We start from the raw sequence: 23120 nt of genomic DNA, 5'->3' as shown, positions 1-23120 counted from the left end.
CATTTGTCGTCAAGTTACCCTAGAATGCCAGTATCGCGATCCTAACGGGAAACTCGTTAGCCAATCGCTAACCACGCCGACACAGTGTCCTGGCCACCCCGATATCGGCAAGAAGAGCTTTAGAAATACTGGGATAGGGTGCGATGAACGGGGCTAGGATCTATCTTTATGTCACTGCAGAAACTCGCGAGAGAACTCGATGAGACGGCGCGCCAGACGGCGTCGATGCTAGAAGGCATCACTGAAGCGCTCGAACTGCTCGCCGACAAGAACCTGGCCAAGGATGCATCAATCCGCGAGGCCATGCAGATGATTGTCACGGCCCTGCAGGGTCAGGACCGTATCGAGCAGCGCTGCCACAACATGGCCCTGGCCGTCCGCCAGTTTGCACTCCTGCCTGCCAACGCCCCCGACAGCGTCTACGACGAAATCTGGTCCAGCCTCACCCTCGACGAGCTGCGGGTCCCCGCGCTCAGTGGTATTGCCGCTCACCAGAGCCACGGCGACGCCGAGCTGTTCTGATCGCCCGATTTCCGGGGAGATGGTCGGCCGCATCGTCGCAGCCCGGAACGCCGTTGGGACATGTACGTTGCTCCGCGCGAGGAGTGATCCATGTTACAGCGCCTGACCGAGACCCTTCATCCCCGCAACGTCGTCTCCTTCGTCGTCAAGGAGGCGCCATTGCTCGTGGTTCTGGCCATCATCAGCGGGTTGACGCTCGGGTTCCTGCAACTGGCCGACGAGATGGTCGAGGGCGAGATGGAAGCCTTCGACCGCAGTATCCTTATGCTGTTCCGCGACCCCGCCAACCCGGACACGGTAATCGGCCCGTCATGGGTGCATGAAATGGTGCGCGACATTACGGCCCTGGGCAGTTTCTCCCTGCTCGGCCTGCTTGTCCTGGGTGTTTGCGCCTACCTCTACCTTTCCCGGCTGCACTCGGCTGCCGTTTTTGTGCTTGTCTCGGTACTTGGCGGCACCCTGCTCAGCACGGTGCTCAAGATGGGTTACAACCGGCCCCGCCCCGACCTCACCACCATGTCCGAGCAGTTCACCGCCAGCTTTCCGAGCGGCCACGCCATGCTGTCCGCCGTCACCTTTCTGACGCTCGGCGCGCTGCTGGCCCGCTTCGCCCCGACGCGTCCCCTGCAGATTCTCAGCCTTGTCGGCGCCCTGCTGCTCACGCTGCTCGTTGGATTCAGCCGGCTCTACATGGGCGTGCATTATCCCAGCGATATCCTGGCCGGATGGTGCCTGGGCTCGGCCTGGGCCCTGCTCTGCAGCAGCGTCGCCTTCATCCTGCAGCGCCGGGGCACCGTGGATCAGCCCACGGGACAGAACGAACAGGGCACCAGCACCACGCCCTGACGCCTGGAACGGACGGCAATGCCCGGCGTTGCCGTGCTCCAGGAGACACTATTCATGCAGCACAACCGCTTCGAGAACCTCGCCCGCGCGGGCTACGCCGCGCGCGGCATCGTCTATCTTCTGCTCGGCGCCTTCTCCCTGACATCGGCCCTGTGGGGCGGCAACTCCGAGGACACCTCGGGCGCTCTTTCGGGCTTGCTCGGTCTGCCTTTTGGTCGGGTGTTGGTCGGCCTGATTGCCGTTGGCCTTCTGGGCTACGTCCTTTGGAAGCTGGCCCAGGGCCTGCTCAATGCCGACGACGTGGACGACGACGCCAAGGGCTTCCTTAGCCGCGCCGGCCAGTTGGTCAGCGCCGCCGTCAATCTTTTCCTGATGCTCACCGCCGCCAGGCTGGCCCTTGGCGCTGGCGGGTCGGGTGGCGACGGCGGCGAGGAAACCGCGTCTGCCTGGCTGCTGCAGCAGCCATTTGGGCCGTTTCTGCTTGGTCTTGCCGCCTGCGGCGTGCTCGCTGCGGCCGGCGTGCAGATCTGGTACGGCGCATCGGGCGGCTATCGCAAGCGGCTTTCCCTGCCGGCGCAGCATAAGGCTTGGATGGATCAGGTTTGCCGATTTGGCCTGATCGCCCGCGGTATCGTGCTGCTGGTTATTGGCGGCTTCCTGTTCTACGCCGCCCTGACGGTCTCGCCCGAACAGGCTGCAGGCACCGCGGAAGCGCTCGACTATGTCCATAGTCTGCCGTTCGGACGCTGGCTCTATGGCCTGATTGCCCTGGGACTCGTTGCCTTCGGCGCCTATGGTCTGATCGAGGCGCGCTACCGCTCCATCGACGCGACGAAGGTGGCCGACGCCACGCCATAGCAGGGAGGGGCGCCCGAGGGCGCCCCTTGTCTACGCGCCGAAGCGATCAATCACCTCGGCCAGTGGCACCTGCCCCAGCATAGCGCCTGATCCGGCAGGCGTGTCGCCGTTTTCGATGGCCGTGGCAAAGATGACGGCCGGCTCCGCCTCGATGCGCCGTCGCACCGCTTCAAGTTTCGGCCAGCGCTTTGGTTCGGCCACTTGGTGATAATCCAGCCAGCGGGCAATGCCGATCAAAATGCCATCGGCCAGGCTCGGCCGGTTGCCGACCAGAAAAGGCGTGTCGCCGATCATTGCCTCGAGCTTGTCGTGTCGCTCGATGACCCGCTCCCGGCCCCATTGGCGCAAGGCTTGCTGGAGTGTCGTATCCGGCGTCTCCATTTCGAGCGCCGCCCAAAGGGGCGAGAACGCGCCGGTGAAGCCGCTATTGATGAAGCCCATCAGCTGGTGCATCCGGTCCGCTTCGGCCGACATGGGCGCAAAACTGACTCGACGCTCGGCATCCCGCGCCTCGATCCAGGCGGCGATCGCCATCGTCTCGGTCAGGGTCCTGCCGTCCTCGGTAATGAATGCTGGTGTCTCATGCCGAGCATTGATGCGGGCATAGGAGGGGTCGCGCATGTCGCCCAGCATGTCGACGCGACACAGGCGATAGGGCTGCCCCAGCCATTCCAGGGCAGCGACAAGACCCATCGAGCTTCCCGCCGGGAAGCCATAAACAAGGATCGGTTCCATTTCAGTCTCCGTGATTCAAGGGATCACGCCGCGCAGCGAGACTGGAACTTAGGTGCTCTCGTCCCTAAGTAAATTACGCATGTTTTTGTAACCACGATGGAGCGGCGCCATGAAACACCTGGTCTCGCGGTGTCCGATCGAAGAGGTGATGCAGGTGCTCAGCGGCCGCTGGCCCACCCTGTTGCTCTACTATCTCAAGGATGGCACCAAGCGCTTCAGCGACCTGCAGCGGGATAATCCAACCGTCTCCCACCGCATGCTGACCTTCGAGCTGCGCAAGCTGGAAACCGCCGGCATCGTGCGACGGACCGCGTTTGCCGGCTATCCATTGCGGGTCGAGTATGACCTCACCGAAACCGGCCTCAAGCTGCTTCCGCTGATCGACGCGCTGGGCGACGTCTGGGCGCAAAGCAATCCGGAAAAACAAAAGGGCGCCGAAGCGCCCTTGAGAGCCAGCGAAACGACGCTGTCCTAGCCGTCCATCTTGGCGCCGCTGACCACGGCATGCAGGTCGATCAGCCCGACCATGCGGCTCTCGTGGGTCACGATGCCATTGAGCAGCTCGGTGTCGATGGAATTGCCTTCCGGCACATTGTGGATGTCGTCGCGCGAGACGGTGAGAATGTCGCTGACCGCGTCCACCAGGATGCCGACCCACTTGTCGCCCACGCTCATCACCACCACGACGTGATTCTTGGTGGGCGAGGTCTGGCCATCGCCGAACCGGGCGCGCAGGTCGAAGATCGGCACGATCGTACCGCGCAGGTTGATCACCCCACGGACGAATTCGCGCGTATTGGGGAGCGGCGTCGCACCGTTCCAGGCGCGGATTTCGCGCACCGTGGTGATCTCCACGCCATAGGTCTGTTCGCCGATGGAAAAGGCGATCAGCTGGAGCGAGTTGGCACCGGCAACGCCGGCCTTTTCGCCCATGTCGTCACGCAAACCGAGCGCTTCCATTTCTATCTGCCTTTCTGCCGACCTTCTGGCCGGCTACGCAAAACTACAGGCCGCCAGGCGGCATTCTCTTGACGCCGCCTCAAGCGGCGTTCTTATGGACAATCGAGGTTTTGAGGCCCTGGACGTCCACGATCAGCGCGACATTGCCGTCGCCCAGGATCGTGCCGCCGGCAATGCCGTCCACCCGTTCGAAATTTTCTTCCAGCGATTTGATCACGACCTGCTGCTGGCCGATGATGTCATCGACGATCAGCGCCACCTTGGCCGAGCCTTCGGCCTCGCAGAGCACCACGAAGCGGTTTTCCGGATCGGTCTCGGTGACCATGTCGAAGCGCTTGGCCAGGTCGATGACCTGCACGTATTCGCCGCGCACCTGCAGCACCTGGCCGCCCGATGGCACACGCTCGAAGCTGGCGCGAGAGCACTGAATGGTTTCAACGATCGAGCTCAGCGGCACCACATAGGGGCTCTCGCCGACCTTGACCAGCATCACGTCGAGCACGGCCAGCGTCAGCGGCAGGCGCAGCGTCATTCGGCAACCCTTGCCGGTCCAGCTGCGCACATGCACCGAGCCGCCGATCTTCTTGATGTTGCTCAGCACCACGTCCATGCCGACGCCACGGCCGGAAATGTCGCTGACTTCCGAAGCGGTCGAGAAGCCCGGCGCGAAGATAAGCTGGTCGATCTGCTCGTCCGTCGGCTGCACATCGGCGGCAACGATGCCCTTGTCCCGCGCCACCTGCAGCACGCGCTCGCGGTTGATTCCGCCGCCATCGTCCTCGACGACGATCAGGATATTGCCGCCGGCCTGTTCGGCCGAGAGGCGGATCGTGCCGGTTTCGCTCTTGCCGCGGCCAGTGCGCTTGTCCGGCGTCTCGATGCCATGGTCGGCCGAGTTGCGGATCATATGCGTCAGCGGGTCGCTCAGCTGCTCGATGACGGTCTTGTCGATTTCGGTGTTCTCGCCGATCGTCTCGAGCTTGATCTTCTTGCCGGTCTTGGTCGCCAGTTCGCGCACCAGGCGCGGCATCCTGGAGAAGACCGACTTCACCGGCTGGGCGCGGATCGCCATCACCGAATCCTGCAGGCCGCGCGTCGTCTGCGCCAGCACCTCGAGCCCGCGCACCAGTTCGGTGTAGCGCGCCCGCAGCGTCTCATCCATCTGCTGGGTGAGCATGGACTGGGTAATCACCAGCTCGCCCACCATGTTGACCACGCGGTCGACCTTGTCGAGATCGACGCGGATCGACTGCACGCCGACGCTGCGATTGCCGCCATTGCCCTCTTCGCTCTCGCCCGATGCCGCCGGGGCGGACGACGCTGGCGGGACCGGCGTGGCACTCGCCCGCGCCGGTGCAGGCGCCGGGGCCGATGGCCGCGCCACCGGGCTGGGTTCGATGCTGGCGGCCAGTTCGGCAAAGCTCAGGCCCGGCGCTTCCTCGAAGCTGTCCTGGGCGGTGACCGGCGCCGGTGCGGGCTCGGGCACAAATGTCGGCTCGGGCGCTGCAACCGCCGTGGCAGCGGTTGGCGCGGTGGCGTCGAAATCTAGCAGGCTTGCCACTTCGTCGTCGGCCAGCGCCAGCAGGTCGGCCGGATCGGGCTCCTGGTTGATTTCGAGCAAGGCCTTCTTGGCCTGTTTGGCTTCGACCGGCTCCGGCGCCGCCGCAGGCGTCACGGCCGCCGGGGCAGAGCCGCCCACCTGCGCCACGCTGATGTCGCAGTCCCCCTCGACGAACTCGAAGACCTCGCGGATCATGGCCTCGGTGAGGTCCGGGGAGATCATGGTGATCTCCCACGAGCAGTAAACCGCAAACGGCTCGAAGTCGCTGAGCGGCGGGATTTCGCTGACGATCGCCCGGACATGCATTTCGCCCAGCGCCGACAGTTCGCGGAACAGCAGCAGCGGATCGTTGGCGCGGGCATAAAGCGCCCGGTGCGGCGTGAAGCGCACTTCCCAATGGCCCGCCTCGGTCTGCATCGGAGCGGCGTCGAACGCGTCGTCCAGGGCCGCTTCGTCATCCACCAGGGCAGCAGGCGCCGCCGGAGCATCCAGGTTCACCATGACCGGGGTGAAGTCGATATCGAATTCTTCCAGCGGCTCGCCGCCCTCGTCGTCCTCGCCGGGCGCTGCGTCGCCGCGCGCCAGGGCGTCGAAACGTTCCTTCTCGTCCATGCCGTAATCGGCCGGCAGGGCGTCGCCGGTCTGCGCCGCCTTGACGTGATCGGCCACGATGTCATTTGCCCGGATGCACAGAGCCACGACGTCGTCGCTCATCTCGATACGGCCATCGCGCACATAATCGAGCAGCGTTTCATAGGCATGGGCAAAGCCGACCAGCGCCGAAAAACCGAAAGCTCCGGCGCCGCCCTTGATCGAGTGGATGGCACGGAACACCGCGTTGAGCCGGTCCGCGTCGCGCTCGCCCGCCTCGATCGCCGCGAACTGTTCCTCGAGCTCGGTCAGGAGCTCGGAACACTCGTCGAAATATGTGGCCTTGAAATCGTCGAGATCGCTCATGCGAACACGTCCAACCCTTCTGGGTGAAGTCTAGTGCACGACCCGGTGGATGACCGAGATCAGCTTCTCGGGGTCGAACGGCTTGACGATCCAGCCCGTGCCGCCCGCCGCCTTGCCCTGGTCGCGCTTGTCCTGGCTCGTTTCGGTGGTGAGGATCAGGATCGGCAGGCTCTGGTGGTTGCCCGTCGCCCGCACGTTCTTGATGAACTCGATGCCATCCATGACGGGCATGTTGATGTCGGTAATGACCACATCCACCGTCTCGTTCTTGAGCACGTCCAGGCCCTGCTTGCCATCCTCGGCCTGCAGCACCTCGAAGCCGGCATTGGAGAGGGTGTGGTGCAGCATGGCGAGGATCGTCCTCGAATCGTCCACTGTCAGTACCCGCAAAGTCGTCATCCTCTCATCATCCCTGAAAACTGGGCGCCCAGGCCCAGGCGCTCGATCGCGGTCACCAGGGCCGCGCTTGGCTGCTCAATAGCAAAGTCGAAATGGTTTCTCCGGGCGGCCTCTGCCGCGCTGATGAGCATGAACAAGGCATTGGTCGATACGCGCTCGACTGCGGCGGCGGTAACCGTGACCGGCCCCTCCTCGATCGCGTCAATCAGGCCGTCACGAATGTCATCCAGCGAGTCAAGGTCGATGACTGCTGGCAACGCGACGGATTTCTTGGCCTGGCTGACCATGGCGAATGCATGCCCCCCGGAGTTCTCTCCACGCCCCACTTTCCATGGGAACGGTTTAAGAAGCCTAAACGGCGCCCGGGTCGGCAGGGCTAAATCACACCAGTGGCGCAACTGTGCATTGCTCGCGGGCCACGGCCCTGCCCCCCCGCATGGGAGCTTCGCTGCAACTGCCGCACTTTCGCTTGCCTGCCGGTGGGCAGGGCGGTAACCCAAGCGCGCCTATTCGCGTTGGACCTGACATGACCACCAAGATTGCCCTGACCGGACTTGCCCGCGACCTTGCCGACCGCGCCGAAACGGGCCGGCCCATTCGCGTTGGCGTGATCGGCTCGGGCGAAATGGGCACCGACCTGGTGACCCAGATGAGCCTGATGCAGGGCATCGAGATGGCGGCCATTGCCACCCGCCGGCCGCATACGGCCCTGGATGCCATGACCATTGCCTATGGCGATGACAGCAAGGGCAGGGTTGCCGATAGTCCGGCCCAGGCCCTCGCGACCATCGAGGCTGGCAAGATCGCCATTACCTCGGCCGAGACGCTGGTCACCACGGACAATATCGACGTGGTCATCGATGCCACCGGCAAGCCTGGTGTGGCAGCCGACTACGACCTGATGGCCATGGAGCACGGCAAGCATCTGGTGATGATGAATGTCGAGGCAGACGTCACCATAGGCCCCTACCTCAAGGCCCAGGCGGACAAGCTGGGGGTCGTCTATTCTGTCGGCGCCGGGGATGAGCCCAGCTCCTGCATGGAACTGATCGAATTCGTCTCGGCGCTGGGCCTGCCCATCGTCGCGGCCGGCAAGGGCAAGAACAATCCGCTCCGCCACGACGCCGTGCCCGACGACTATCGGGAGGAAGCCACCCGCCGCAACATGAACCCCCGCATGCTGGTTGAGTTCGTCGATGGCAGCAAGACAATGGTGGAAATGTGTGCCATCGCCAATGCCACGGGCCTGGTGCCTGATGTGCCCGGCATGCATGGACCCAAGGCCGATCGCGATGACATGGCCAGGGTGCTGATCCCCAAGGCAGACGGCGGCATCCTCAACACGACGGGGGTCGTCGATTTCACCATCGGCAAGGGCGTCGCACCGGGCGTCTTCGTCATCGTCAAGGCCGAGCATCCGCGCATCATCGAGCGGATGGACGACCTCCATATCGGCCACGGCCCCTATTACAGCTTCTTCCGGCCCTATCACCTAACGAGCCTGGAAGTCCCGCTGACCTGCGCGCGCATCATGCTGTCGGGCAAGCCCGACATGGTGCCGCTGCCCAATCCGGTCGCCGAAGTCTGCGCCGTCGCCAAGCGCGATCTCAAACCGGGCGAAACCTTCGATGCCATCGGCGAGACCTGCTATCGCAGCTACACCATGACCATAGGAGACAGCCGCGCCGCCCAGGCTGTACCGGTCGGTCTGCTCGAAGGCGGCAAGGTGGTTGCGCCCGTGAAAAAGGGCGAGTTGCTGACCTCGGCCAACAGCCAGCCCGATACCTCGACGCGCCTGTGGGCGCTGCGCCGGGAGCAGGACAGGATGCTGGGCCTGCTCTAGCCTTCGGCGCGTCGACCAGGACTGCCCCCAAGCACTCAGCCGCGCAGCGCGACCTTGCCCTTGCGGCCAGGTTCGGCGCTTGCCTTGGCGGCCTGGGCTGCCTGATCGAGGCCATAGACGGCCTCGACGGGGAGTTTGAGCGCGCCGCTTGACGCGGCCGTCACCAATTCCCCGATCATGCGGGCAATATCGGCGGGCTTGGTGTTGGTACGCGCGCCCCAGAAACCCCGCACGGTGGCCTGCTTGAACAGCAGCATGTCCGACGACAACTCGATCTTGCGCCCGCTCAGATTACCGAACGAAATGATCTGGGCGCGCTCCGCCGCAACGCTGAGCAAGGCTTCGGGGCCATCGCCCCCTATCGAATCCAGGCCGCGCACGATGGGTGCGCCGCCGGTCAAGCTCGTCACCTGTTCGCGCCAGTCCGCCGCCTCGGTGGAAACCGTGTTGCCGATCCCCAATGCGGCAAGCTCGGCCACACCGGCATTGCGCCGCACGAGGTTGATCACCTTTACCCCAGCGTCGCCGGCGAACTGATTGAGCAGCTTGCCCACCGCACCATTGGCGGCATTCTGGATAATCCAGTCACCCGCTGTTACGTCCAGGTCGGCCAGCAGCATCTTGGCACTGAGCGGCATGGAAATCAGTTGGCCCGCCGTCGCGTCGTCGACGCTGTCGGGAACCGGGATGGCCCGGGCCGCATCGGCCAGATAGAATTCCGCCCAGGCCTGGCTGACGCCCCCCATCACGCGCTGGCCGACGCGCAAATTACCGACCCCCTCCCCCAGTGCATCCACCACGCCGACCGCCTCTGTGCCGGGCACGGCGGGCAGGGGCGGCTTTACGCCGTATACCCCCGCAATTGTCGCCAGGTCGTGATTATGGATTGGGGACAGCAGTAGCCGAACGCGGACCTGGCCCGGTCCGGGCTGCGGCGTGTCACGCTCCACCAGCCGAAGAACCTGGGCTGGATCGCCGAATTGGGCGTAGCTGACACTGCGCATTGAATTCACCTGAACGTTGTTGAAGGCAGCATGTGGGGACTGCCCAGACAGTTTCAACCGGTCTCGTCCAGCCGCGTGCATCGCCCGCATCTTCCATACTAGCCAAGCGCGGCCCGCGCCGCTAAAGCTTGCCCACCATTTGGGGGGACCAGACAATGAGCGACAAGAAGGTACGCTGGGGCATCCTGTCCACGGCCAATATCGGCATGCAGAAAGTCACGCCGGCGATTCAGAAATCGGCCCACTCCGAAGTGGTGGCCATTGCCTCCCGCGACTTGGCCAAGGCACAGGCCGCAGCAGCCGAGCTGGGTATTGCCAAGGCCTATGGTTCCTACGAAGACCTGTTTGCAGACCCCGACATCGACGCCATCTACAACCCGCTGCCCAACCACCTCCATGTTCCCATGACGGTGGCCGCCGCCAAGGCCGGCAAGCATGTGCTCTGCGAAAAGCCGATCGCGCTCAACGCCGCCGAAGCGGAAACTCTGCGCCAGTGTCCGCCCGATCGTATCGTGCTCGAAGCCTTCATGGTCCGCTTCCACCCGCAGTGGCAGCGTACACGCGAGATCATCCGCTCGGGCGAACTGGGCGAGGTCCGCGCCATCAATGCGGTTTTCACTTATTTCAACGCCGACCCCGCCAATGTCCGCAACCAGGCCGATATTGGCGGCGGCGGCATCATGGATATCGGCTGCTATCCGATCACCGCCGCCCGCTACCTGTTCAACAGCGAACCCAAGCGCGTGGTCTCGCTGGTCGATCGCGACGAAAGCTTCGGCACCGACCGCCTCGCCAGCGTCATTGCCGATTTTGGCGGTGGGAAGCAGCTCAATTTCATCTGCTCCACCCAGGCCGCCGGCCACCAGCGCGTTCAGGTCCTGGGCAGCAAGGCCAAGCTCGAGATCATCATTCCCTTCAACGCCCCGGCCGACGAGCGCACCGCCATCACCATCGACACAGGTGCCCCCTTTGACGGCTCGCTGGCCCGTCGGGAAATCCTGCCTTCCGTCGATCAGTATACCGAACAGGCGGAAGCCTTCGCGCTGGCCGTCCTGGGCAAGGCGCCCCTGCCCTGGGGCATCGAAGATGCCATCGCTTCCATGAAGGTCATCGACGCGGTTTTCGCCAGCGAAAAATCCGGCGGGTGGGCCAAGGTCTAGCCAGGTCAGCGTCGCCAACCGCCTTGGCGGCGGCCTGGATTGGGTTCGACCGCCACGGCGGGGCTTGTCGTCCACGCGCTGGTCTGCCCCGCTGCGGCGGCCTAATTCCCCTTGCCCCCAAGCGGAATTTTGTCCATATCAACACCCGTCGGAACGGGGCTGTAGCTCAGTTGGGAGAGCGCGTCGTTCGCAATGACGAGGTCAGCGGTTCGATCCCGCTCAGCTCCACCATTCCGACCACCCGGCCATTGTCTGCAGGCGAGACTGCCGTTCCGGCATCCGCAAAGGCCCCAATATTCAAGCGATGCGCGCCGGCCATAGAGTCGCCTCCGGGTAAATGACCCGGGGGGGGCAGGCGAAATTGACAATGCGGTTCGGCGACACGGGTCCTGGCGTTTCCAAGCTCGGACGCGACCTCAAGCAACTGGGATATTTCCCCGGCAGTCCGGCCAGCACTTTCGACGACGCGCTGCGCCGGGCGGTCAGGGCCTTCCAGATGCAGAACGTGGACAGCCAGGGGCGACCACTGGTTGTCGATGGCGTCGTGGGACCGGTGACCGAGTGGGCCATCACCAACCGGCTGGGGCAGACAACGACACCTGCCTCCGCCGCCGCATCGGCGCCCAATGTACCCGCCGGTGGCTCGGCAACGGCCAGGGCTGCGCTTGCCGTGGCGATCGCTGAAATGAATGCCGGCCATGGGGAAGTTGGCGGCAACAATATGGGTCCGCACGTCACGCGCTATCTCAACGGTATCGTCGGCACGCCCAACGACTGGTGCGCCGGTTTCGTCAGCTTCTGCTTTTCGACGTCCGGCCAGCCCATGCCGTTCAAGTACTCGGTCGGCGCCCGCGATATTCTCGATCAGCTCAAGGCCAAGGGCTGGGCAGTCAAGCCAGACAATACCCATCCACCGCTTCCCGGGGACATCATTGTCTGGTGGCGGCAGGCACCCTCGAGCTGGAAGGGCCATATCGGCATCGTCCACAGCTACGACAACGGCATCGTCCGCACCATCGAGGGCAACAAGACCTCCAAGGTCGGCTCGTTCGTCTACACGCTGGGCGCCATCGACAAGCTGCTCGGCTTTGCCCGCGTGCCCTGACGGCAGCAATTCAATCCAGGTGATTTCCCATGCTCAGCACCGATCTGCTCGCCCAGCTCTATCCTTCGGCCAGCCAGCAAAGCATCGACGCGTTTGCCGCGCAGGCGCCCGCACTCCTGGCGGCTTTCGAGATATCCAAGACGCAGAACCGCCTGCACTTCTTCCTGGCGCAGATCGGCCATGAATCGGGCGGCCTCAAGATCCGGGAGGAGAACCTCAACTATACCGGCCCACGCATGATGGTGGTCTGGCCGTCGCGGTTCAAGAAACTGTCCGACACCAATGGCTTGGCCGGCAATCCCCGCGCGCTGGCCAACAATGTCTATGGCGGGCGCATGGGCAATACCAAGCCGGACGATGGCTGGACCTACCGGGGACGCGGCTACATCCAGATCACCGGGCGTGACGGCTATCGGCAGGTAGGCGCCATTGCTCAGCTGCCGCTCGAAACCCAGCCTGACCTGGCGCTGGATCCCGAGCATGCCTTGCGGGTGGCCTGCGCGTTCTGGACCTGGAAGAAGCTTAATCCCAAATGCGATGCCGGGGACTTCACCGGCGTGACCAAGGGCATCAATGGCGGCACGACGGGGTTGCAGGATCGCTTCAACTGGCTGGCCAAGGTACAGAGCCTCGTCGCATGGCCGCTTTCGGCTGCCGATGCTGCGACCGCGCCAATGTCGCTTTCCATCGCCCGCCTCAAGTCCGTTCAGATCAAGCTGGCGGGCCTTGGCTATTACGCTGGCTCGATCAACGGGATTTTCGGCAGTAAAAGTCGCGCGGCGTTGAAGGCCTACCAGGCCGATAACGGTCTGCCGCCCAACGGGCAGTTTACAGCGGCGACCTTGCAGCATCTCGGCGCATAGCAGGCCCGCAGATCAGGTCTCGACCGGGTCGTTCAGCGCCATACGGCCGGCGGCGCGACCAAAGCCCTCGGTGATGACCGCCTTCATGGCGACCCGGGCTTCGTCGGCATCGCCCGCCATGATCGCTTCGGCGATACGGCCATGGGCGCGTACGGTGGCCCGCATGGCCGCTTCGTCCTCGACGGGCGAACTGATGGTGAAGGCTGCGGTGAGTGCGAGTTCCACGAGCGCGCTGATCGAGGCCATGAAGGGGTTTCCCGAAGCTTCGGCCACCGTGCGATGGAATTGCAGGTCGGTGCGGGCAAATTCCTCAGCCGTCTTGGCTTCGCCCATGCGGTCGGCGCAGGCGAGCAGCGCCGCAGCCTGTTCCTCGTTGCGGCGGACGGCGGCCAGCGCGGCCGATTCCACTTCGACCCCGATGCGGATTTCAGCAAGGCTGCGCAGCAGCGCCACGTCGGGCCCGGCCTCGAAATGCCAGGACAGCACATCGGAATCAAACAGGTTCCAGCGCTGACGTGGCAGGACCCGGGTGCCGATGCGGGCCCGCGCCTCGATCATACCTTTGGCGGCCAGGGTCTTGAGCGCCTCGCGCAACACGGTGCGCGATACCGAAAAGCGCGCCAGCAGGTCGGAATCGGATGGAAGGATGGCCCCCTCCGGATAGTCGCCGCGCACGATGGCAACGCCAAGCTGCCATAGCACTTGCGAGTGGAGGTTGCGCATCGGCACGCGGCCGGCGATGGAGGCGATCAGATCGCCCGTCGTCCTTTCCGGCACCTCGCGTGTAACCATCAGCGGCCCCCCTGCCGTTCGGCGTGACCGGTTCCCCGCGCCTCATTAGTGTTACTATATGAAGTATCCGACCCGGAGCCGCACGGCAACCGGTGCTGGACAGGGGGACGCACGGCGGCGAGTGTAGCGGCAAACAGGGAATCAGCCGCATGACCACGACCACCAGCCAACTCGATGCCGTCCTTGCCAGCGTGGATGCCGGGCTCGACCAGAGCCTCGAGCGCCTCTACGAGCTGCTGCGCATCAAGTCCATTTCGACCGACCCGGCCTATGCCGCCGAATGCCGGCGCGCCGCCGACTGGATAGCCACCGAACTGACCGGTCTGGGCTTCGACGCGGCAGCGCGCCCGACGCCGGGCCACCCGGTCGTTGTGGCGCACGGCCCCGATCAGGCCGGCCCGCACGTGCTGTTCTATGCCCACTACGACGTGCAGCCGGTCGACCCGATCGAACTCTGGCATTCCGATCCGTTCGAGCCCGAACTCAAGACCGACGCCAATGGTCGCAAGATCATCGTGGCGCGTGGCGCCTCCGACGACAAAGGCCAGATGCTGACCTTTATCGAGGCGTGCCGCGCCTGGAAGACGGTGACAGGCGGCCTGCCGGTCAAGGTATCCCTGATGCTGGAGGGTGAGGAGGAGAGCGGTGGCAAGAACCTGCCGCCCTTCATGGAAGCCAATCGCGAAGAATTGGCCGCCGCCGATATTGCCCTGGTCTGCGACACCGACATGTGGGACCGCCAGACCCCGTCCATCACCACCATGCTGAGGGGCCTGGTGGCCGAGGAAATCACCATCACCTGCGCCAACAAGGACCTCCATTCCGGCATGTTCGGCAATGCGGCGCGCAACCCCAACCAGGTGCTGGCAGAGGTCATCGCCAGCTTGCGGGCACCCGACGGCTCGGTGACGCTGCCCGGCTTCTACGACGACGTTGCCGAAATCAGCCCCGAGCTCAAGGCGCAATGGGCGGGGCTGGGTTTCGACCAGGCGGCATTCCTGGGCGAAGCCGGGCTCTCCATCCCTGCCGGCGAACAGTCCCGCTCGGTGCTCGAAATGCTGTGGGCGCGGCCGACCTGCGAAATCAACGGCATGACCGGCGGCTATACCGGCGACGGCTTCAAGACGGTGATCCCGGCCAAGGCCAGCGCCAAAATCAGCTTCCGCCTCGTCTCGGGCATGCAGCCCGACAAGATCCGCGCCGCCTTCCGCCAGCACGTCGAGGCCATGATCCCCGCCGACTGCTCGGTGAGCTTCCACGCTCATGGTGGCTCACCGGCCATCACCGTGCCATCGGATGGCGTGCACCTGCGCCAGGCGCTGGCGGGGCTGTCGGGCGAATGGGGCAAGCAGGCGGTCATCACCGGTTCGGGCGGTTCGATCCCGGTCGCCGGCGATTTCAAGCGCATCCTCGGCCTCGACACGCTGCTGATCGGCTTCGCCCATGTCGATGACCAGATTCACTCGCCCAACGAGAAGTACGATCTCGACAGCTTCCACCGCGGCATCCGCTCCTGGGTACGGGTGCTCGCGAGCCTGGCGGGCTAGGGCGCAGCCTTCCCCACACTCGATCGTCACCCTCGGGCTTGACCCGAGGGCACTGCACTTACCGAACTCGACGAAAGTAAAGAGCCCTTGGGTCAAGCCCGAGGGTGACGCGCGGTGGTGGATTGAAATGTCCAGCCCTACAGATACATCACCGCCAGCATGGCGATGACCGCCGGGACGGTCTGGATGAGGATGATCTTCCGGCTGGCCGTCGCTGCCCCATAAATGCCGGCCACCGCCACGCAGGCGAGGAAGAACATGGCGATCTGCCAGGCGAATTCGGGTTGCGGATGCACCAGCGACCAGATCAGCCCTGCCGCCAGGAAGCCGTTATAGAGCCCCTGATTGGCCGCCAGTGCCTTGGTCTGCTCGGCCAATTCGGGCGTCAGCCCGAAGGCCTTGCGGCCCTGTGGCGCCGTCCACAGGAACATCTCGAGCACGAGGATGTAGATGTGCAGCAGCGCCACGAGGGCGACGATGACGATGGCGACGACGCTCATTTTGTCTTGGTCTTTCCTGGTGAGAGGGCCATGGCATCCCACCCCAGCTGGCGGGCCTGCTCGGCCTGGTAGGCGGCTTCCTGGTCTGGCAGCGCTTCACGCGAGCCACCCAGCGCGACCAGCTTGTCGATAACCGGTTGCACTTGCGGCCCGTGCTTGTCGCAGGCGCCCGGCTCGTCCAGCGTCTCGAATGCCGGATCGTAGAACAGGTTGTCGAAGTCGTTGACGCCGATCCCCAGCTGTCCGTGGGCGAGGATATCGGCCGAGTCGGTCAGCAGCGACCATTCCTCGTCGGTAACGGCAAAATCGGCGCAGTTGGACGAAATGACATTGGCCAGCACCACCTCGCTCAGGAATGTCTCGGCCTCTTCACCGCTGAAGCCGCTGAGATCGGGCAGTTGCACATAGATCTTGCCATCGGCCGATGCGGTGGCGGTCAAGGCAAGGCTGGTGGCGAAAATGGCAAGCAGGCGCTTCATGTCGTGTCTCCGCGATTATGGTGTGCCACGCCGTGGCTAGGGCGGGCAAGCTGGCTGGCGTATGGGTTGGAATTGCGGCGGCGTGCGCAAGGGATACTCCGATGTCGGCGCTTCACCTGCCGCTCGATCAGCTCGGCTGGCCGCCAATCGATTGCACGGCTTTCGCCCCGGCCGCGATGCCCCTGGCCAAGGCCGTCGCTTCGTCATCCCCGGCCAGATGGGCGGCGATGAAGCCGGCGGCGAAGGCATCGCCGGCGCCTGTGGAATCGAGGACCGTTACCGATGGTGCCGGCAGCAGCACACGAACGCCCTCGCGACCCCCCAGGGCCGCGCCAAGCCTTCCGCGCTTGATAAGCACGGTGCCGAAACGTTCGCCCAGGGCCCGCGTCTGCGCCTCGTAGCCGACGGCGCCGGTCAATGCCTCGGCTTCGCTCTCATTGGCGAAAATCCAGTCGGCACCCGCGGTCCAGTCGAGGAACTGCGCGACGCCCACTTCGACCAGGAACCCGACCGACGCCGGATCGACCGCGACGGCAATGCCGCGCGCCCGGGCCGCGGCAAAGAGGGCCTGCACCGCTGCCCGCGGGCCGGGAGCGAAGAAGCTGTAGCCCGAGACCATGACCATGCCGATATCGTCCAGCCGGCTCGAGGGCAGGTCATCGGGCGACAGATTGAGATTGGCGCCGCGATCGGTGAGAAAGCTGCGCTCGCCATCCGGATCGACGATGGTCACCAGGACGCCTGAGGGCTGTTCCCGGTCGCCGGCCAGCACGGGCACCACGCCCAGGCCGCGGAAGTAGTTCTCGTACATGGCCTTGTCGGCGTGGCCGACCCGCGCCGCGAACACCACATCGGCGCCCATGGCGCCCAGCCACACCGCCTGGTTGGCACCCGAGCCGCCCGGCCGGCTTCGCACCGTCGCACGACGATCGCTGCCTTTGACGATGGGACCTTCGGGGACGACGATGACATCGGTCATCACGTCGCCAACGACGAGGACTTTGCCGCTCATGCGCGGCGGACGGCCGGCTTGGGCGTGGCGCGGGCTGCCATGGCCACGGCAATCTGCGCGGCGACCTTGGCATTGTTCTCGACCAGCGCAATGTTGGACACCAGCGACTTGCCGTCGGTCAGCTCGAAGATGCGCTTGAGCAGGAACGGCGTCAGGTCCTTGCGCGAGACCCCTTCCTGTTCGGCGCCCCGGATCGCTTCGGCGATGCGCGCCTCGATGGCATCAGGGTCGAGTGCGTCAGCCTCAGGGATCGGATTGGCGATCAGGACGCCGCCCAGCCCCAGGTCGATCTGCATGGCCACGACCTTGGCGATGTCGGCGACGTCGTCGAAGCGGTGATCGACCTTGTGGCCGCTCTGGCGCGCCCAGAAGGCCGGGAAGTCCTCGGTGCCATAGCCCAGCACAGGCACTCCATTGGTCTCGAGCACTTCGAGCGTCTTGCCGATATCGAGGATCGACTTGGCGCCGGCGCAAACCACCGCCACGGGCGTGCGGCCCAGTTCCTCGAGGTCGGCCGAGATATCGAAGGTCTCCTCGGCGCCGCGATGCACCCCGCCAATGCCGCCGGTGGCAAAGACGTGGATACCGGCTAACGCCGCGATCTGCATGGTGGTGGCGACCGTGGTGCCGGCGATGGCGCCCTTGACCAGCAAGGCGCTGACGTCCCGGCGCGAGGCCTTGGCCGCCTTGCCGCCCTCGAGCGCCAGCCGCTCCAGGTCCTCACCCGCAACACCCACGCAGAAGCGACCATCCATCATGGCGATCGTGGCCGGCACGGCACCATGCTTGCGGATCACAGCCTCGACATTGTTGGCCATCTCCAGGTTCTGCGGATAGGGCATGCCATGGGTGATGATGGTCGATTCCAGCGCCACGACCGGCTTGCCGTCGGCCAGGGCCTTCTTCACTTCGGGACTGACGGAAAGATAGGCCTTGGCACTCATCGGATCACTCGCTGGTCTTGTGTCTGTCATGGGCCGCGTGGCCCTGCTGGCGCGGGTTTTGCGCCTTGTTGGCAGATGGCGTCAATAGCTGCGAAAACTTCGCTGCTCGGCGCTTGTCGCCCCTGCTTTTTGGTTCTAGGTTGCCCTCATAAACGCCAGCGTGGAAAGGGCACTTCGCTGCAGACCGCCATTGTTGATCGCGCCTGCGGCGCCGATCGATACGCGCCCGGCTCCGGGCCCAGTCCAGCCGATAGGCCCAGCGCTTCCGAGCGCTCTTTTTCCGTACCAGCAGACAAGGCCGGATCGACCAATCCGGGCACTCCGAGATAAGCGCCCGAGGCTGATCTCGCGCCCCGGCGCCCCAATCGGCCGCCACCGTGGCCGCAACGACAAAAACCAGAACCGCGAACAGGAGCTCAATCCAGATGAACAAGTCGCTCGCACTTGCCCTTGGCGCCCTCATGGTGGCCAGCCCGGCGCTGGCCCAGGAAGAGGCCGTGCTCAATGTCTATAACTGGTCCGACTATATTGCCGAGGACACCATCGCCAATTTCGAGGCGGAGACCGGCATCAAGGTCAACTACGACGTCTATGACAACAACGAGATCGTCGACGCCAAGCTCCTGGCCGGCAATTCCGGCTACGACATCGTTGTGCCCTCGGGCAATTTCCTCGAACGGCAGATCCAGGCCGGCCTCATCCTGCCGCTCGACAAGTCCAAGCTGACCAACCTGGGCAATCTCGACCCGGCCGTGATGGCGACTGCCGCCGCGCAGGACCCCGACAATGCCCATGCCGTGCCCTACATGATCAACACCATCGGCTTCGGCTATAATGTCGCCAAGGTCACCGAGGCGCTCGGCGCCGACGTGCCGGTCGATAGCTGGGACCTGATCTTCAAGCCCGAACTGGCCGCCAAGGTCGCCGATTGCGGCATCAGCCTGCTCGACAGCCCGTCCGAAGTCACCGGCATCGCGCTCAACTATCTGGGTCTAGACCCCAATTCGGAGAGCGAGGAAGACCTTGCCAAGGCCGAAGCCCTGCTCAACTCGGTCAAGCCCTATATCCGCTACTTCAATTCGAGCCAGTATATCGACGACCTGGGTAACGGCGAGATCTGCGTCGCCCTGGGCTATTCGGGCGACATCTTCATCGCCGCCGATGCCGGCGCCGCCGCCGCTACTCCGGTCGAGATCAAGTATGTGATCCCCAAGGAAGGCGCTGCGACCCTGTTCGATTTCCTCGCCATTCCGGTGGATGCGCCCCATCCGGACAACGCCCACAAGTTCATCAACTACATCCTCGAGCCCCAGGTCGTGGCCGCGATCACCAACTACGTGTTCTATGCCAACCCCAACCTGCCGGCCCTGGAATTCGTGGACGAGGAAGTCAAGTCCAACCCCGGCATCTACCCGCCGGCCGAGACCATCGCCAAGGCCTTCGTCATGAAGGCGCATGACCCGGCCTTCGAAGAGGTCTTGACCCGCACCTGGACCCGCATCAAAACCGGCCAGTAAGACGATCACTCAAGGGGCGGCACCCCACGCGTTTCCAGGAAAAGTGGATACCGGTTTTCCGGTTCGGAAACGCGACAGAAGTGCCGCCCCTTCAGCCTTTCAAGAGTCCGCCAATGGCCAAGAAGCCGCAGCTCGCATTCGAAACCCGTCCGTGGCGCGACCCGAAGGCAAAGCCGTTCGTGCGCATCAAGAACGTCACCAAGAAATTCGGTGACGTTTCGGCCGTGCATGACGTGTCGCTCGATATCTACAAGTCCGAGCTGTTCTGCCTGCTCGGCGGCTCGGGTTCGGGCAAGTCCACCCTGCTGCGCATGCTGGCCGGCTTCGAGCAGCCAACCTCGGGCACCATCGAGATCGATGGCCAGGACATGACGCATGTGGCGCCCTATAACCGCCCCGTCAACATGATGTTCCAGAGCTATGCCCTGTTCCCCCACATGAATGTGGAGCAGAACATCGCCTATGGCCTGAAACGCGACCACATGCCCAAGGGTGAGATATCGGACCGCGTCGCCGAGCTCTTGAGCCTGGTCAAGCTGCAGGATTATGGCAAGCGCAAACCGAACCAGCTGTCAGGCGGCCAGCGCCAGCGTGTGGCCCTGGCCCGTGCCCTGGCCAAGCGCCCCAAGCTGCTGCTGCTGGACGAGCCGCTGGGCGCGCTCGACAAGAAGCTGCGCGAGGAAACCCAGTTCGAGCTGGTCAAGATCCAGGAATCGCTCGGCGTCACCTTCATCGTGGTCACGCACGACCAGGAAGAGGCCATGACCCTGGCCACCCGCATCGGGGTGATGAACCAGGGCGAGATCGCCATGATCGGCGAGCCGACCGACATCTACGAATTCCCCAATTCCAAGTTCGTTGCCGGCTTCATCGGCTCGGTCAATATGGTCGAGGGCGTGGTCACCGAGGACGAGCCCGATCACGTCCGCATACGCTCGGTCGAACTGGGCTGCGACATCTATGTCGGACACGGCGTCGACTGCGCCCCCGACCAGATCCTGTGGTGGGCCATCCGCCCCGAAAAGATGCATGTGAGCCGGGACAAGCCCGAGGGCCAGTTCGGCGCCAATGTCACCACCGGCATGGTCGAAGACATTGCCTATCTGGGCGACATGAGCCTCTACCAGATCGTGCTGCCGAGCGGCAAACGCCTGCGCGTCAGCCAGACCAATTCGGTGCGCGGCAATCCCGACGCCATCACCTGGGACGAGACGGTGTATGTATCCTGGGCGCCCGATGCCGGCTCGGTGCTGACGGTATGACCACGACGCACGAACCCACCATTCCGCCTCCTCGCCGCCTGCGTCCCTGGAATGCCGTGGAGCGACGGCTTGCCCGGGTCGGCATTACCGGCCGCATGCTGGTGCTGGCCGCGCCGGTGCTGTGGCTGCTGGTCTTTTTCCTTATTCCGCTGGCCGTGGTGTTCGGTATATCGCTGGCCACCAAGCAGTTCGGCCGCCCGCCCTATTCGGCACTGCTCTCGACCGAGGAAGGCACCGTGCAGTTGACGCTGCACCTGTCCAATTACATCCGGCTCTTCACCGACAATCTCTATGTCGCGGCCTATCTGAGCTCGATCCGCATCGCCGCCATCGCCACTGTCATCACGCTCTTCATCGGCTACCCCATGGCCTATGCCATCGCGCGCGCGCCCGATCGCTGGCGCAACATCATGCTGATGCTAGTGGTGCTGCCTTTCTTCACCTCGTTCCTGCTGCGCGTCTATGCGCTGACCGGGTTCATGCGCGGCAATGGCGTGATCAACCAGTTCCTGGGCCTGTTCGGCATCGAGCCGCTGGTGATGATGCAGACCGACTTCGCCGTCTATGTCGGCATCGTCTATACCTACCTGCCCTTCATGATCCTGCCGCTCTATACGACGCTGGTGAAGCTCGACGTCTCGCTGTTCGAGGCCTCGGCCGACCTTGGCGCCCGCCCGCTGCGCACCTTCCTCTCGGTGACCCTGCCGCTTTCCATGCCCGGCATCATCGCCGGCTCCATGCTGGTCTTCATCCCGGCCATCGGCGAATTCGTCATCCCCTCGCTGCTGGGCGGGCCAGGCACGCTGATGATCGGTCGCGTGCTGTGGGACGAATTCTTCACCAATACCAACTGGCCGCGCGCGGCCGCCGTGGCCATGGCCATGCTGGTGGTGGTCGTCGTCCCCATCATGCTGCTGCAACGCGCCCAGAGCGCCGTGGTGGAGAAGTAACATGCGCAAAGGCTGGTTCCTGCCTATTGCCGCCGCGCTCGGCTTCTCGTTCCTCTACGCGCCCATCGTCTCGCTGGTCATCTTCTCGTTCAACGAGAGCCAGCTGGTGACCGTCTGGTCGGGCTTTTCCACCAAGTGGTACGGTGCCCTGTTCAGCGACCCGCAACTGCTGGGCGCGGCCTGGCTCAGCCTCCAGATCGCGGCGCTGAGCGCCTCGATCGCCCTGGTGCTGGGCACGCTGGCTGCCGTGGCCCTGGTCCGCTTCCGCCGCTTCAAAGGTCGCACCCTTTTTTCCGGCATGGTTTCGGCCCCGCTGGTCATGCCCGACGTCATCACGGGCCTGGCGCTGCTGCTGCTGTTCGTGGCCATGGAATCCACGCTCGGCTGGCCGCGCGGCCGCGGCATGCTGACCATCGTCATCGCCCACGCGACCTTCTGCACTGCCTATGTCTGCGTCGTCGTGCAGTCGCGGCTTTCCGATTTCGATCGCAGCCTCGAAGAAGCGGCCATGGATCTGGGCGCAACGCCGCTGCGCACCTTCTTCGACATCACCCTGCCCATCATCGCCCCGGCCCTGGTCTCGGGCTGGCTGCTCGGCTTTACCCTCTCGCTCGACGACCTGGTGATCGCCAGCTTCGTCTCGGGCCCGGGCTCGTCGACCCTTCCCATGGTGATCTTCAGCAAGGTCAAGCTGGGCGTCTCGCCCGATGTCAACGCGCTCGCCACCATCATCATCGGCATCGTGGCATTGGGCGTGCTGGCCGCCACCATCCTGCAGCTGCGCAGCAAGCCGAAAAAGGCCCGGGCCTAGGCCCGGTCCCAGATTTCGGCGAGCGGAGACGGCAAGACCGAGCGGATTGCCGCTGCGTCGAAGGGCTCGCTCTCAGTCTTGATCAGCCAGAGCACATCGGCGGCGATGCCCTCCGGCATATGCACATGGGGCAGCAGGCGGGCCGCGAGCGCTGCTTCGAATGTCGCCAAGTCCGGCGTCGGCAGCAGCGCGTCGGGCGTCCAGTCCTGGTAGAACACACCGCGTTGCACCGCCGGCAGGTGGTTGCCCACCGTGGCGATCGCTGCCAGGGGGAGCCGGGCGCGCAATTCATGCAGGAAGCCCCGCAGGCAGGCAAAGGTGATGTTGTTGGTTTCCAGCATCGCCCGCTGCTTGAGCGCATCCTGCCAGCGGGCAATGCTCTCATTGGCATATTTGACGTCGCGCGGATTGGTCACGGCAATGAACTCCCCGAGGTGCCGACCCGTTAGGCATTCGCCAGGGTCACGCTTAGAACACTTTCGGCTACAAGACT

The 23120-nt window shown here is 64.4% G+C and carries 25 protein-coding genes and 1 tRNA gene; 14 read left to right on the top strand and 12 right to left on the bottom strand.

The window, feature by feature from the left end; all coding sequences use genetic code 11:
* Positions 1 to 168: 168 nt before the first annotated feature.
* From JI749_RS04075 to JI749_RS04065, 3 genes are all read left to right on the top strand, one after another.
* Positions 169 to 522, top strand: a complete 354-nt coding sequence (locus tag JI749_RS04075) for a hypothetical protein (protein WP_201659511.1) — start codon at positions 169 to 171, stop codon at positions 520 to 522.
* Between the two features lie 90 nt (positions 523 to 612).
* Positions 613 to 1368: a phosphatase PAP2 family protein gene (locus JI749_RS04070; protein ID WP_201659508.1), complete on the top strand. Its 756-nt coding sequence runs from the start codon at positions 613 to 615 to the stop codon at positions 1366 to 1368.
* Between the two features lie 54 nt (positions 1369 to 1422).
* Positions 1423 to 2226, top strand: coding sequence for a DUF1206 domain-containing protein (locus tag JI749_RS04065; RefSeq protein ID WP_201659505.1), 804 nt, complete (start codon positions 1423 to 1425; stop codon positions 2224 to 2226).
* Between the two features lie 30 nt (positions 2227 to 2256).
* Here the strand turns inward: JI749_RS04065 and JI749_RS04060 are convergent, their stop codons facing one another.
* Positions 2257 to 2961: a glutathione S-transferase family protein gene (locus JI749_RS04060; RefSeq protein ID WP_201659502.1), complete on the bottom strand. Its 705-nt coding sequence runs from the start codon at positions 2959 to 2961 to the stop codon at positions 2257 to 2259.
* Between the two features lie 109 nt (positions 2962 to 3070).
* On the opposite strand from JI749_RS04060, the gene JI749_RS04055 reads away from it, so the two are divergent.
* Complete coding sequence (locus tag JI749_RS04055) at positions 3071 to 3436, top strand: winged helix-turn-helix transcriptional regulator (protein ID WP_201659499.1); 366 nt, start codon at positions 3071 to 3073, stop codon at positions 3434 to 3436.
* Here JI749_RS04055 and JI749_RS04050 read toward each other — a convergent pair.
* From JI749_RS04050 to JI749_RS04035, 4 genes are all read right to left on the bottom strand, one after another.
* Complete coding sequence (locus JI749_RS04050) at positions 3433 to 3921, bottom strand: chemotaxis protein CheW (protein ID WP_201659496.1); 489 nt, start codon at positions 3919 to 3921, stop codon at positions 3433 to 3435. The two genes, JI749_RS04055 and JI749_RS04050, sit on opposite strands and share 4 nt — an antisense overlap.
* Positions 3922 to 4000: 79 nt before the next feature.
* Positions 4001 to 6439, bottom strand: coding sequence for a chemotaxis protein CheA (locus JI749_RS04045; protein ID WP_201659492.1), 2439 nt, complete (start codon positions 6437 to 6439; stop codon positions 4001 to 4003).
* Between the two features lie 30 nt (positions 6440 to 6469).
* Entirely contained in the window at positions 6470 to 6838 is a 369-nt protein-coding gene (locus JI749_RS04040) for a response regulator (protein ID WP_201659489.1), read from the bottom strand.
* Complete coding sequence (locus JI749_RS04035) at positions 6835 to 7125, bottom strand: STAS domain-containing protein (RefSeq protein WP_201659486.1); 291 nt, start codon at positions 7123 to 7125, stop codon at positions 6835 to 6837. Before JI749_RS04035 ends, JI749_RS04040 begins: the two co-directional genes overlap by 4 nt.
* Positions 7126 to 7364: 239 nt before the next feature.
* Between JI749_RS04035 and JI749_RS04030 the strand changes: the two genes are divergently transcribed.
* Positions 7365 to 8681 carry an NAD(P)H-dependent oxidoreductase gene (locus JI749_RS04030; RefSeq protein WP_201659483.1) on the top strand — a complete coding sequence of 439 codons (1317 nt, stop codon included), beginning with the start codon at positions 7365 to 7367 and terminating at the stop codon, positions 8679 to 8681.
* Positions 8682 to 8716: 35 nt separating this feature from the next.
* Here JI749_RS04030 and JI749_RS04025 read toward each other — a convergent pair whose 3' ends face one another.
* A complete protein-coding gene (locus JI749_RS04025) occupies positions 8717 to 9685 on the bottom strand; it encodes a zinc-binding dehydrogenase (RefSeq protein WP_201659479.1) in 969 nt (322 codons plus the stop codon).
* 155 nt (positions 9686 to 9840) lie between these two features.
* Here JI749_RS04025 and JI749_RS04020 point away from each other — a divergent pair, with 155 nt between their 5' ends.
* The 4 genes from JI749_RS04020 to JI749_RS04005 all read left to right on the top strand — a co-directional run bounded on the left by JI749_RS04020 (position 9841) and on the right by JI749_RS04005 (position 12813).
* Positions 9841 to 10845 carry a Gfo/Idh/MocA family protein gene (locus tag JI749_RS04020; protein ID WP_201659476.1) on the top strand — a complete coding sequence of 335 codons (1005 nt, stop codon included), beginning with the start codon at positions 9841 to 9843 and terminating at the stop codon, positions 10843 to 10845.
* A 155-nt stretch (positions 10846 to 11000) separates the two neighbouring features.
* Positions 11001 to 11076, top strand: a tRNA-Ala gene (locus JI749_RS04015).
* A gap of 136 nt (positions 11077 to 11212) precedes the next feature.
* The gene (locus JI749_RS04010; protein ID WP_201659473.1) at positions 11213 to 11950 is read left to right on the top strand and encodes a CHAP domain-containing protein; all 738 of its coding nucleotides are present in this window, start codon (positions 11213 to 11215) and stop codon (positions 11948 to 11950) included.
* 29 nt (positions 11951 to 11979) lie between these two features.
* A complete protein-coding gene (locus tag JI749_RS04005; protein WP_201659458.1) occupies positions 11980 to 12813 on the top strand; it encodes a peptidoglycan-binding protein in 834 nt (277 codons plus the stop codon).
* A 12-nt stretch (positions 12814 to 12825) separates the two neighbouring features.
* Here JI749_RS04005 and JI749_RS04000 read toward each other — a convergent pair whose 3' ends face one another.
* The gene (locus JI749_RS04000; protein ID WP_201659441.1) at positions 12826 to 13605 is read right to left on the bottom strand and encodes a FadR/GntR family transcriptional regulator; all 780 of its coding nucleotides are present in this window, start codon (positions 13603 to 13605) and stop codon (positions 12826 to 12828) included.
* Positions 13606 to 13754: 149 nt separating this feature from the next.
* On the opposite strand from JI749_RS04000, the gene JI749_RS03995 reads away from it, so the two are divergent.
* Positions 13755 to 15152 (top strand): M20/M25/M40 family metallo-hydrolase, encoded by a 1398-nt coding sequence (locus JI749_RS03995; RefSeq protein WP_201659438.1) that lies wholly within the window; start codon positions 13755 to 13757, stop codon positions 15150 to 15152.
* Between the two features lie 137 nt (positions 15153 to 15289).
* Here the strand turns inward: JI749_RS03995 and JI749_RS03990 are convergent, their stop codons facing one another.
* The 4 genes from JI749_RS03990 to JI749_RS03975 all read right to left on the bottom strand — a co-directional run bounded on the left by JI749_RS03990 (position 15290) and on the right by JI749_RS03975 (position 18087).
* Positions 15290 to 15652 (bottom strand): DUF1304 domain-containing protein, encoded by a 363-nt coding sequence (locus tag JI749_RS03990; protein WP_201659435.1) that lies wholly within the window; start codon positions 15650 to 15652, stop codon positions 15290 to 15292.
* Positions 15649 to 16131, bottom strand: coding sequence for a hypothetical protein (locus tag JI749_RS03985; protein ID WP_201659432.1), 483 nt, complete (start codon positions 16129 to 16131; stop codon positions 15649 to 15651). Before JI749_RS03985 ends, JI749_RS03990 begins: the two co-directional genes overlap by 4 nt.
* Positions 16132 to 16258: 127 nt before the next feature.
* Complete coding sequence (locus JI749_RS03980; RefSeq protein WP_201659428.1) at positions 16259 to 17143, bottom strand: carbohydrate kinase family protein; 885 nt, start codon at positions 17141 to 17143, stop codon at positions 16259 to 16261.
* A complete protein-coding gene (locus tag JI749_RS03975; protein ID WP_201659424.1) occupies positions 17140 to 18087 on the bottom strand; it encodes a pseudouridine-5'-phosphate glycosidase in 948 nt (315 codons plus the stop codon). The genes JI749_RS03980 and JI749_RS03975 overlap by 4 nt, the downstream gene beginning before the upstream one ends.
* A gap of 425 nt (positions 18088 to 18512) precedes the next feature.
* Here JI749_RS03975 and JI749_RS03970 point away from each other — a divergent pair, with 425 nt between their 5' ends.
* The 4 genes from JI749_RS03970 to JI749_RS03955 all read left to right on the top strand — a co-directional run bounded on the left by JI749_RS03970 (position 18513) and on the right by JI749_RS03955 (position 22627).
* Entirely contained in the window at positions 18513 to 19604 is a 1092-nt protein-coding gene (locus JI749_RS03970; RefSeq protein WP_201659421.1) for a polyamine ABC transporter substrate-binding protein, read from the top strand.
* Positions 19605 to 19717: 113 nt separating this feature from the next.
* On the top strand, positions 19718 to 20866 hold the full coding sequence (locus JI749_RS03965; protein WP_201659418.1) for an ABC transporter ATP-binding protein: 1149 nt from the start codon (positions 19718 to 19720) through the stop codon (positions 20864 to 20866).
* Entirely contained in the window at positions 20863 to 21816 is a 954-nt protein-coding gene (locus tag JI749_RS03960; protein ID WP_201659415.1) for an ABC transporter permease subunit, read from the top strand. Before JI749_RS03965 ends, JI749_RS03960 begins: the two co-directional genes overlap by 4 nt.
* Before the next feature lies 1 nt (position 21817).
* A complete protein-coding gene (locus tag JI749_RS03955; protein WP_201659412.1) occupies positions 21818 to 22627 on the top strand; it encodes an ABC transporter permease subunit in 810 nt (269 codons plus the stop codon).
* Here the strand turns inward: JI749_RS03955 and JI749_RS03950 are convergent.
* A complete protein-coding gene (locus JI749_RS03950; protein ID WP_201659409.1) occupies positions 22624 to 23043 on the bottom strand; it encodes a DUF2267 domain-containing protein in 420 nt (139 codons plus the stop codon). The genes JI749_RS03955 and JI749_RS03950 overlap by 4 nt on opposite strands.
* Positions 23044 to 23120: the final 77 nt, after the last annotated feature.

Source organism: Devosia oryziradicis, from assembly GCF_016698645.1.
Lineage (GTDB): Bacteria > Pseudomonadota > Alphaproteobacteria > Rhizobiales > Devosiaceae > Devosia > Devosia oryziradicis.
This window is presented reverse-complemented; position numbering and strand designations above follow the sequence as displayed.

Bases quoted from the DNA above. Each gene is read 5' to 3' on its own strand.
- JI749_RS04075 (WP_201659511.1), top strand. From the start codon at position 169: ATGTCACTGCAGAAACTCGCGAGAGAACTCGATGAGACGGCGCGCCAG.
- JI749_RS04070 (WP_201659508.1), top strand. From the start codon at position 613: ATGTTACAGCGCCTGACCGAGACCCTTCATCCCCGCAACGTCGTCTCC.
- JI749_RS04065 (WP_201659505.1), top strand. From the start codon at position 1,423: ATGCAGCACAACCGCTTCGAGAACCTCGCCCGCGCGGGCTACGCCGCG.
- JI749_RS04060 (WP_201659502.1), bottom strand. From the start codon at position 2,961: ATGGAACCGATCCTTGTTTATGGCTTCCCGGCGGGAAGCTCGATGGGT.
- JI749_RS04055 (WP_201659499.1), top strand. From the start codon at position 3,071: ATGAAACACCTGGTCTCGCGGTGTCCGATCGAAGAGGTGATGCAGGTG.
- JI749_RS04050 (WP_201659496.1), bottom strand. From the start codon at position 3,921: ATGGAAGCGCTCGGTTTGCGTGACGACATGGGCGAAAAGGCCGGCGTT.
- JI749_RS04045 (WP_201659492.1), bottom strand. From the start codon at position 6,439: ATGAGCGATCTCGACGATTTCAAGGCCACATATTTCGACGAGTGTTCC.
- JI749_RS04040 (WP_201659489.1), bottom strand. From the start codon at position 6,838: ATGACGACTTTGCGGGTACTGACAGTGGACGATTCGAGGACGATCCTC.
- JI749_RS04035 (WP_201659486.1), bottom strand. From the start codon at position 7,125: ATGGTCAGCCAGGCCAAGAAATCCGTCGCGTTGCCAGCAGTCATCGAC.
- JI749_RS04030 (WP_201659483.1), top strand. From the start codon at position 7,365: ATGACCACCAAGATTGCCCTGACCGGACTTGCCCGCGACCTTGCCGAC.
- JI749_RS04025 (WP_201659479.1), bottom strand. From the start codon at position 9,685: ATGCGCAGTGTCAGCTACGCCCAATTCGGCGATCCAGCCCAGGTTCTT.
- JI749_RS04020 (WP_201659476.1), top strand. From the start codon at position 9,841: ATGAGCGACAAGAAGGTACGCTGGGGCATCCTGTCCACGGCCAATATC.
- JI749_RS04010 (WP_201659473.1), top strand. From the start codon at position 11,213: ATGCGGTTCGGCGACACGGGTCCTGGCGTTTCCAAGCTCGGACGCGAC.
- JI749_RS04005 (WP_201659458.1), top strand. From the start codon at position 11,980: ATGCTCAGCACCGATCTGCTCGCCCAGCTCTATCCTTCGGCCAGCCAG.
- JI749_RS04000 (WP_201659441.1), bottom strand. From the start codon at position 13,605: ATGGTTACACGCGAGGTGCCGGAAAGGACGACGGGCGATCTGATCGCC.
- JI749_RS03995 (WP_201659438.1), top strand. From the start codon at position 13,755: ATGACCACGACCACCAGCCAACTCGATGCCGTCCTTGCCAGCGTGGAT.
- JI749_RS03990 (WP_201659435.1), bottom strand. From the start codon at position 15,652: ATGAGCGTCGTCGCCATCGTCATCGTCGCCCTCGTGGCGCTGCTGCAC.
- JI749_RS03985 (WP_201659432.1), bottom strand. From the start codon at position 16,131: ATGAAGCGCCTGCTTGCCATTTTCGCCACCAGCCTTGCCTTGACCGCC.
- JI749_RS03980 (WP_201659428.1), bottom strand. From the start codon at position 17,143: ATGAGCGGCAAAGTCCTCGTCGTTGGCGACGTGATGACCGATGTCATC.
- JI749_RS03975 (WP_201659424.1), bottom strand. From the start codon at position 18,087: ATGAGTGCCAAGGCCTATCTTTCCGTCAGTCCCGAAGTGAAGAAGGCC.
- JI749_RS03970 (WP_201659421.1), top strand. From the start codon at position 18,513: ATGAACAAGTCGCTCGCACTTGCCCTTGGCGCCCTCATGGTGGCCAGC.
- JI749_RS03965 (WP_201659418.1), top strand. From the start codon at position 19,718: ATGGCCAAGAAGCCGCAGCTCGCATTCGAAACCCGTCCGTGGCGCGAC.
- JI749_RS03960 (WP_201659415.1), top strand. From the start codon at position 20,863: ATGACCACGACGCACGAACCCACCATTCCGCCTCCTCGCCGCCTGCGT.
- JI749_RS03955 (WP_201659412.1), top strand. From the start codon at position 21,818: ATGCGCAAAGGCTGGTTCCTGCCTATTGCCGCCGCGCTCGGCTTCTCG.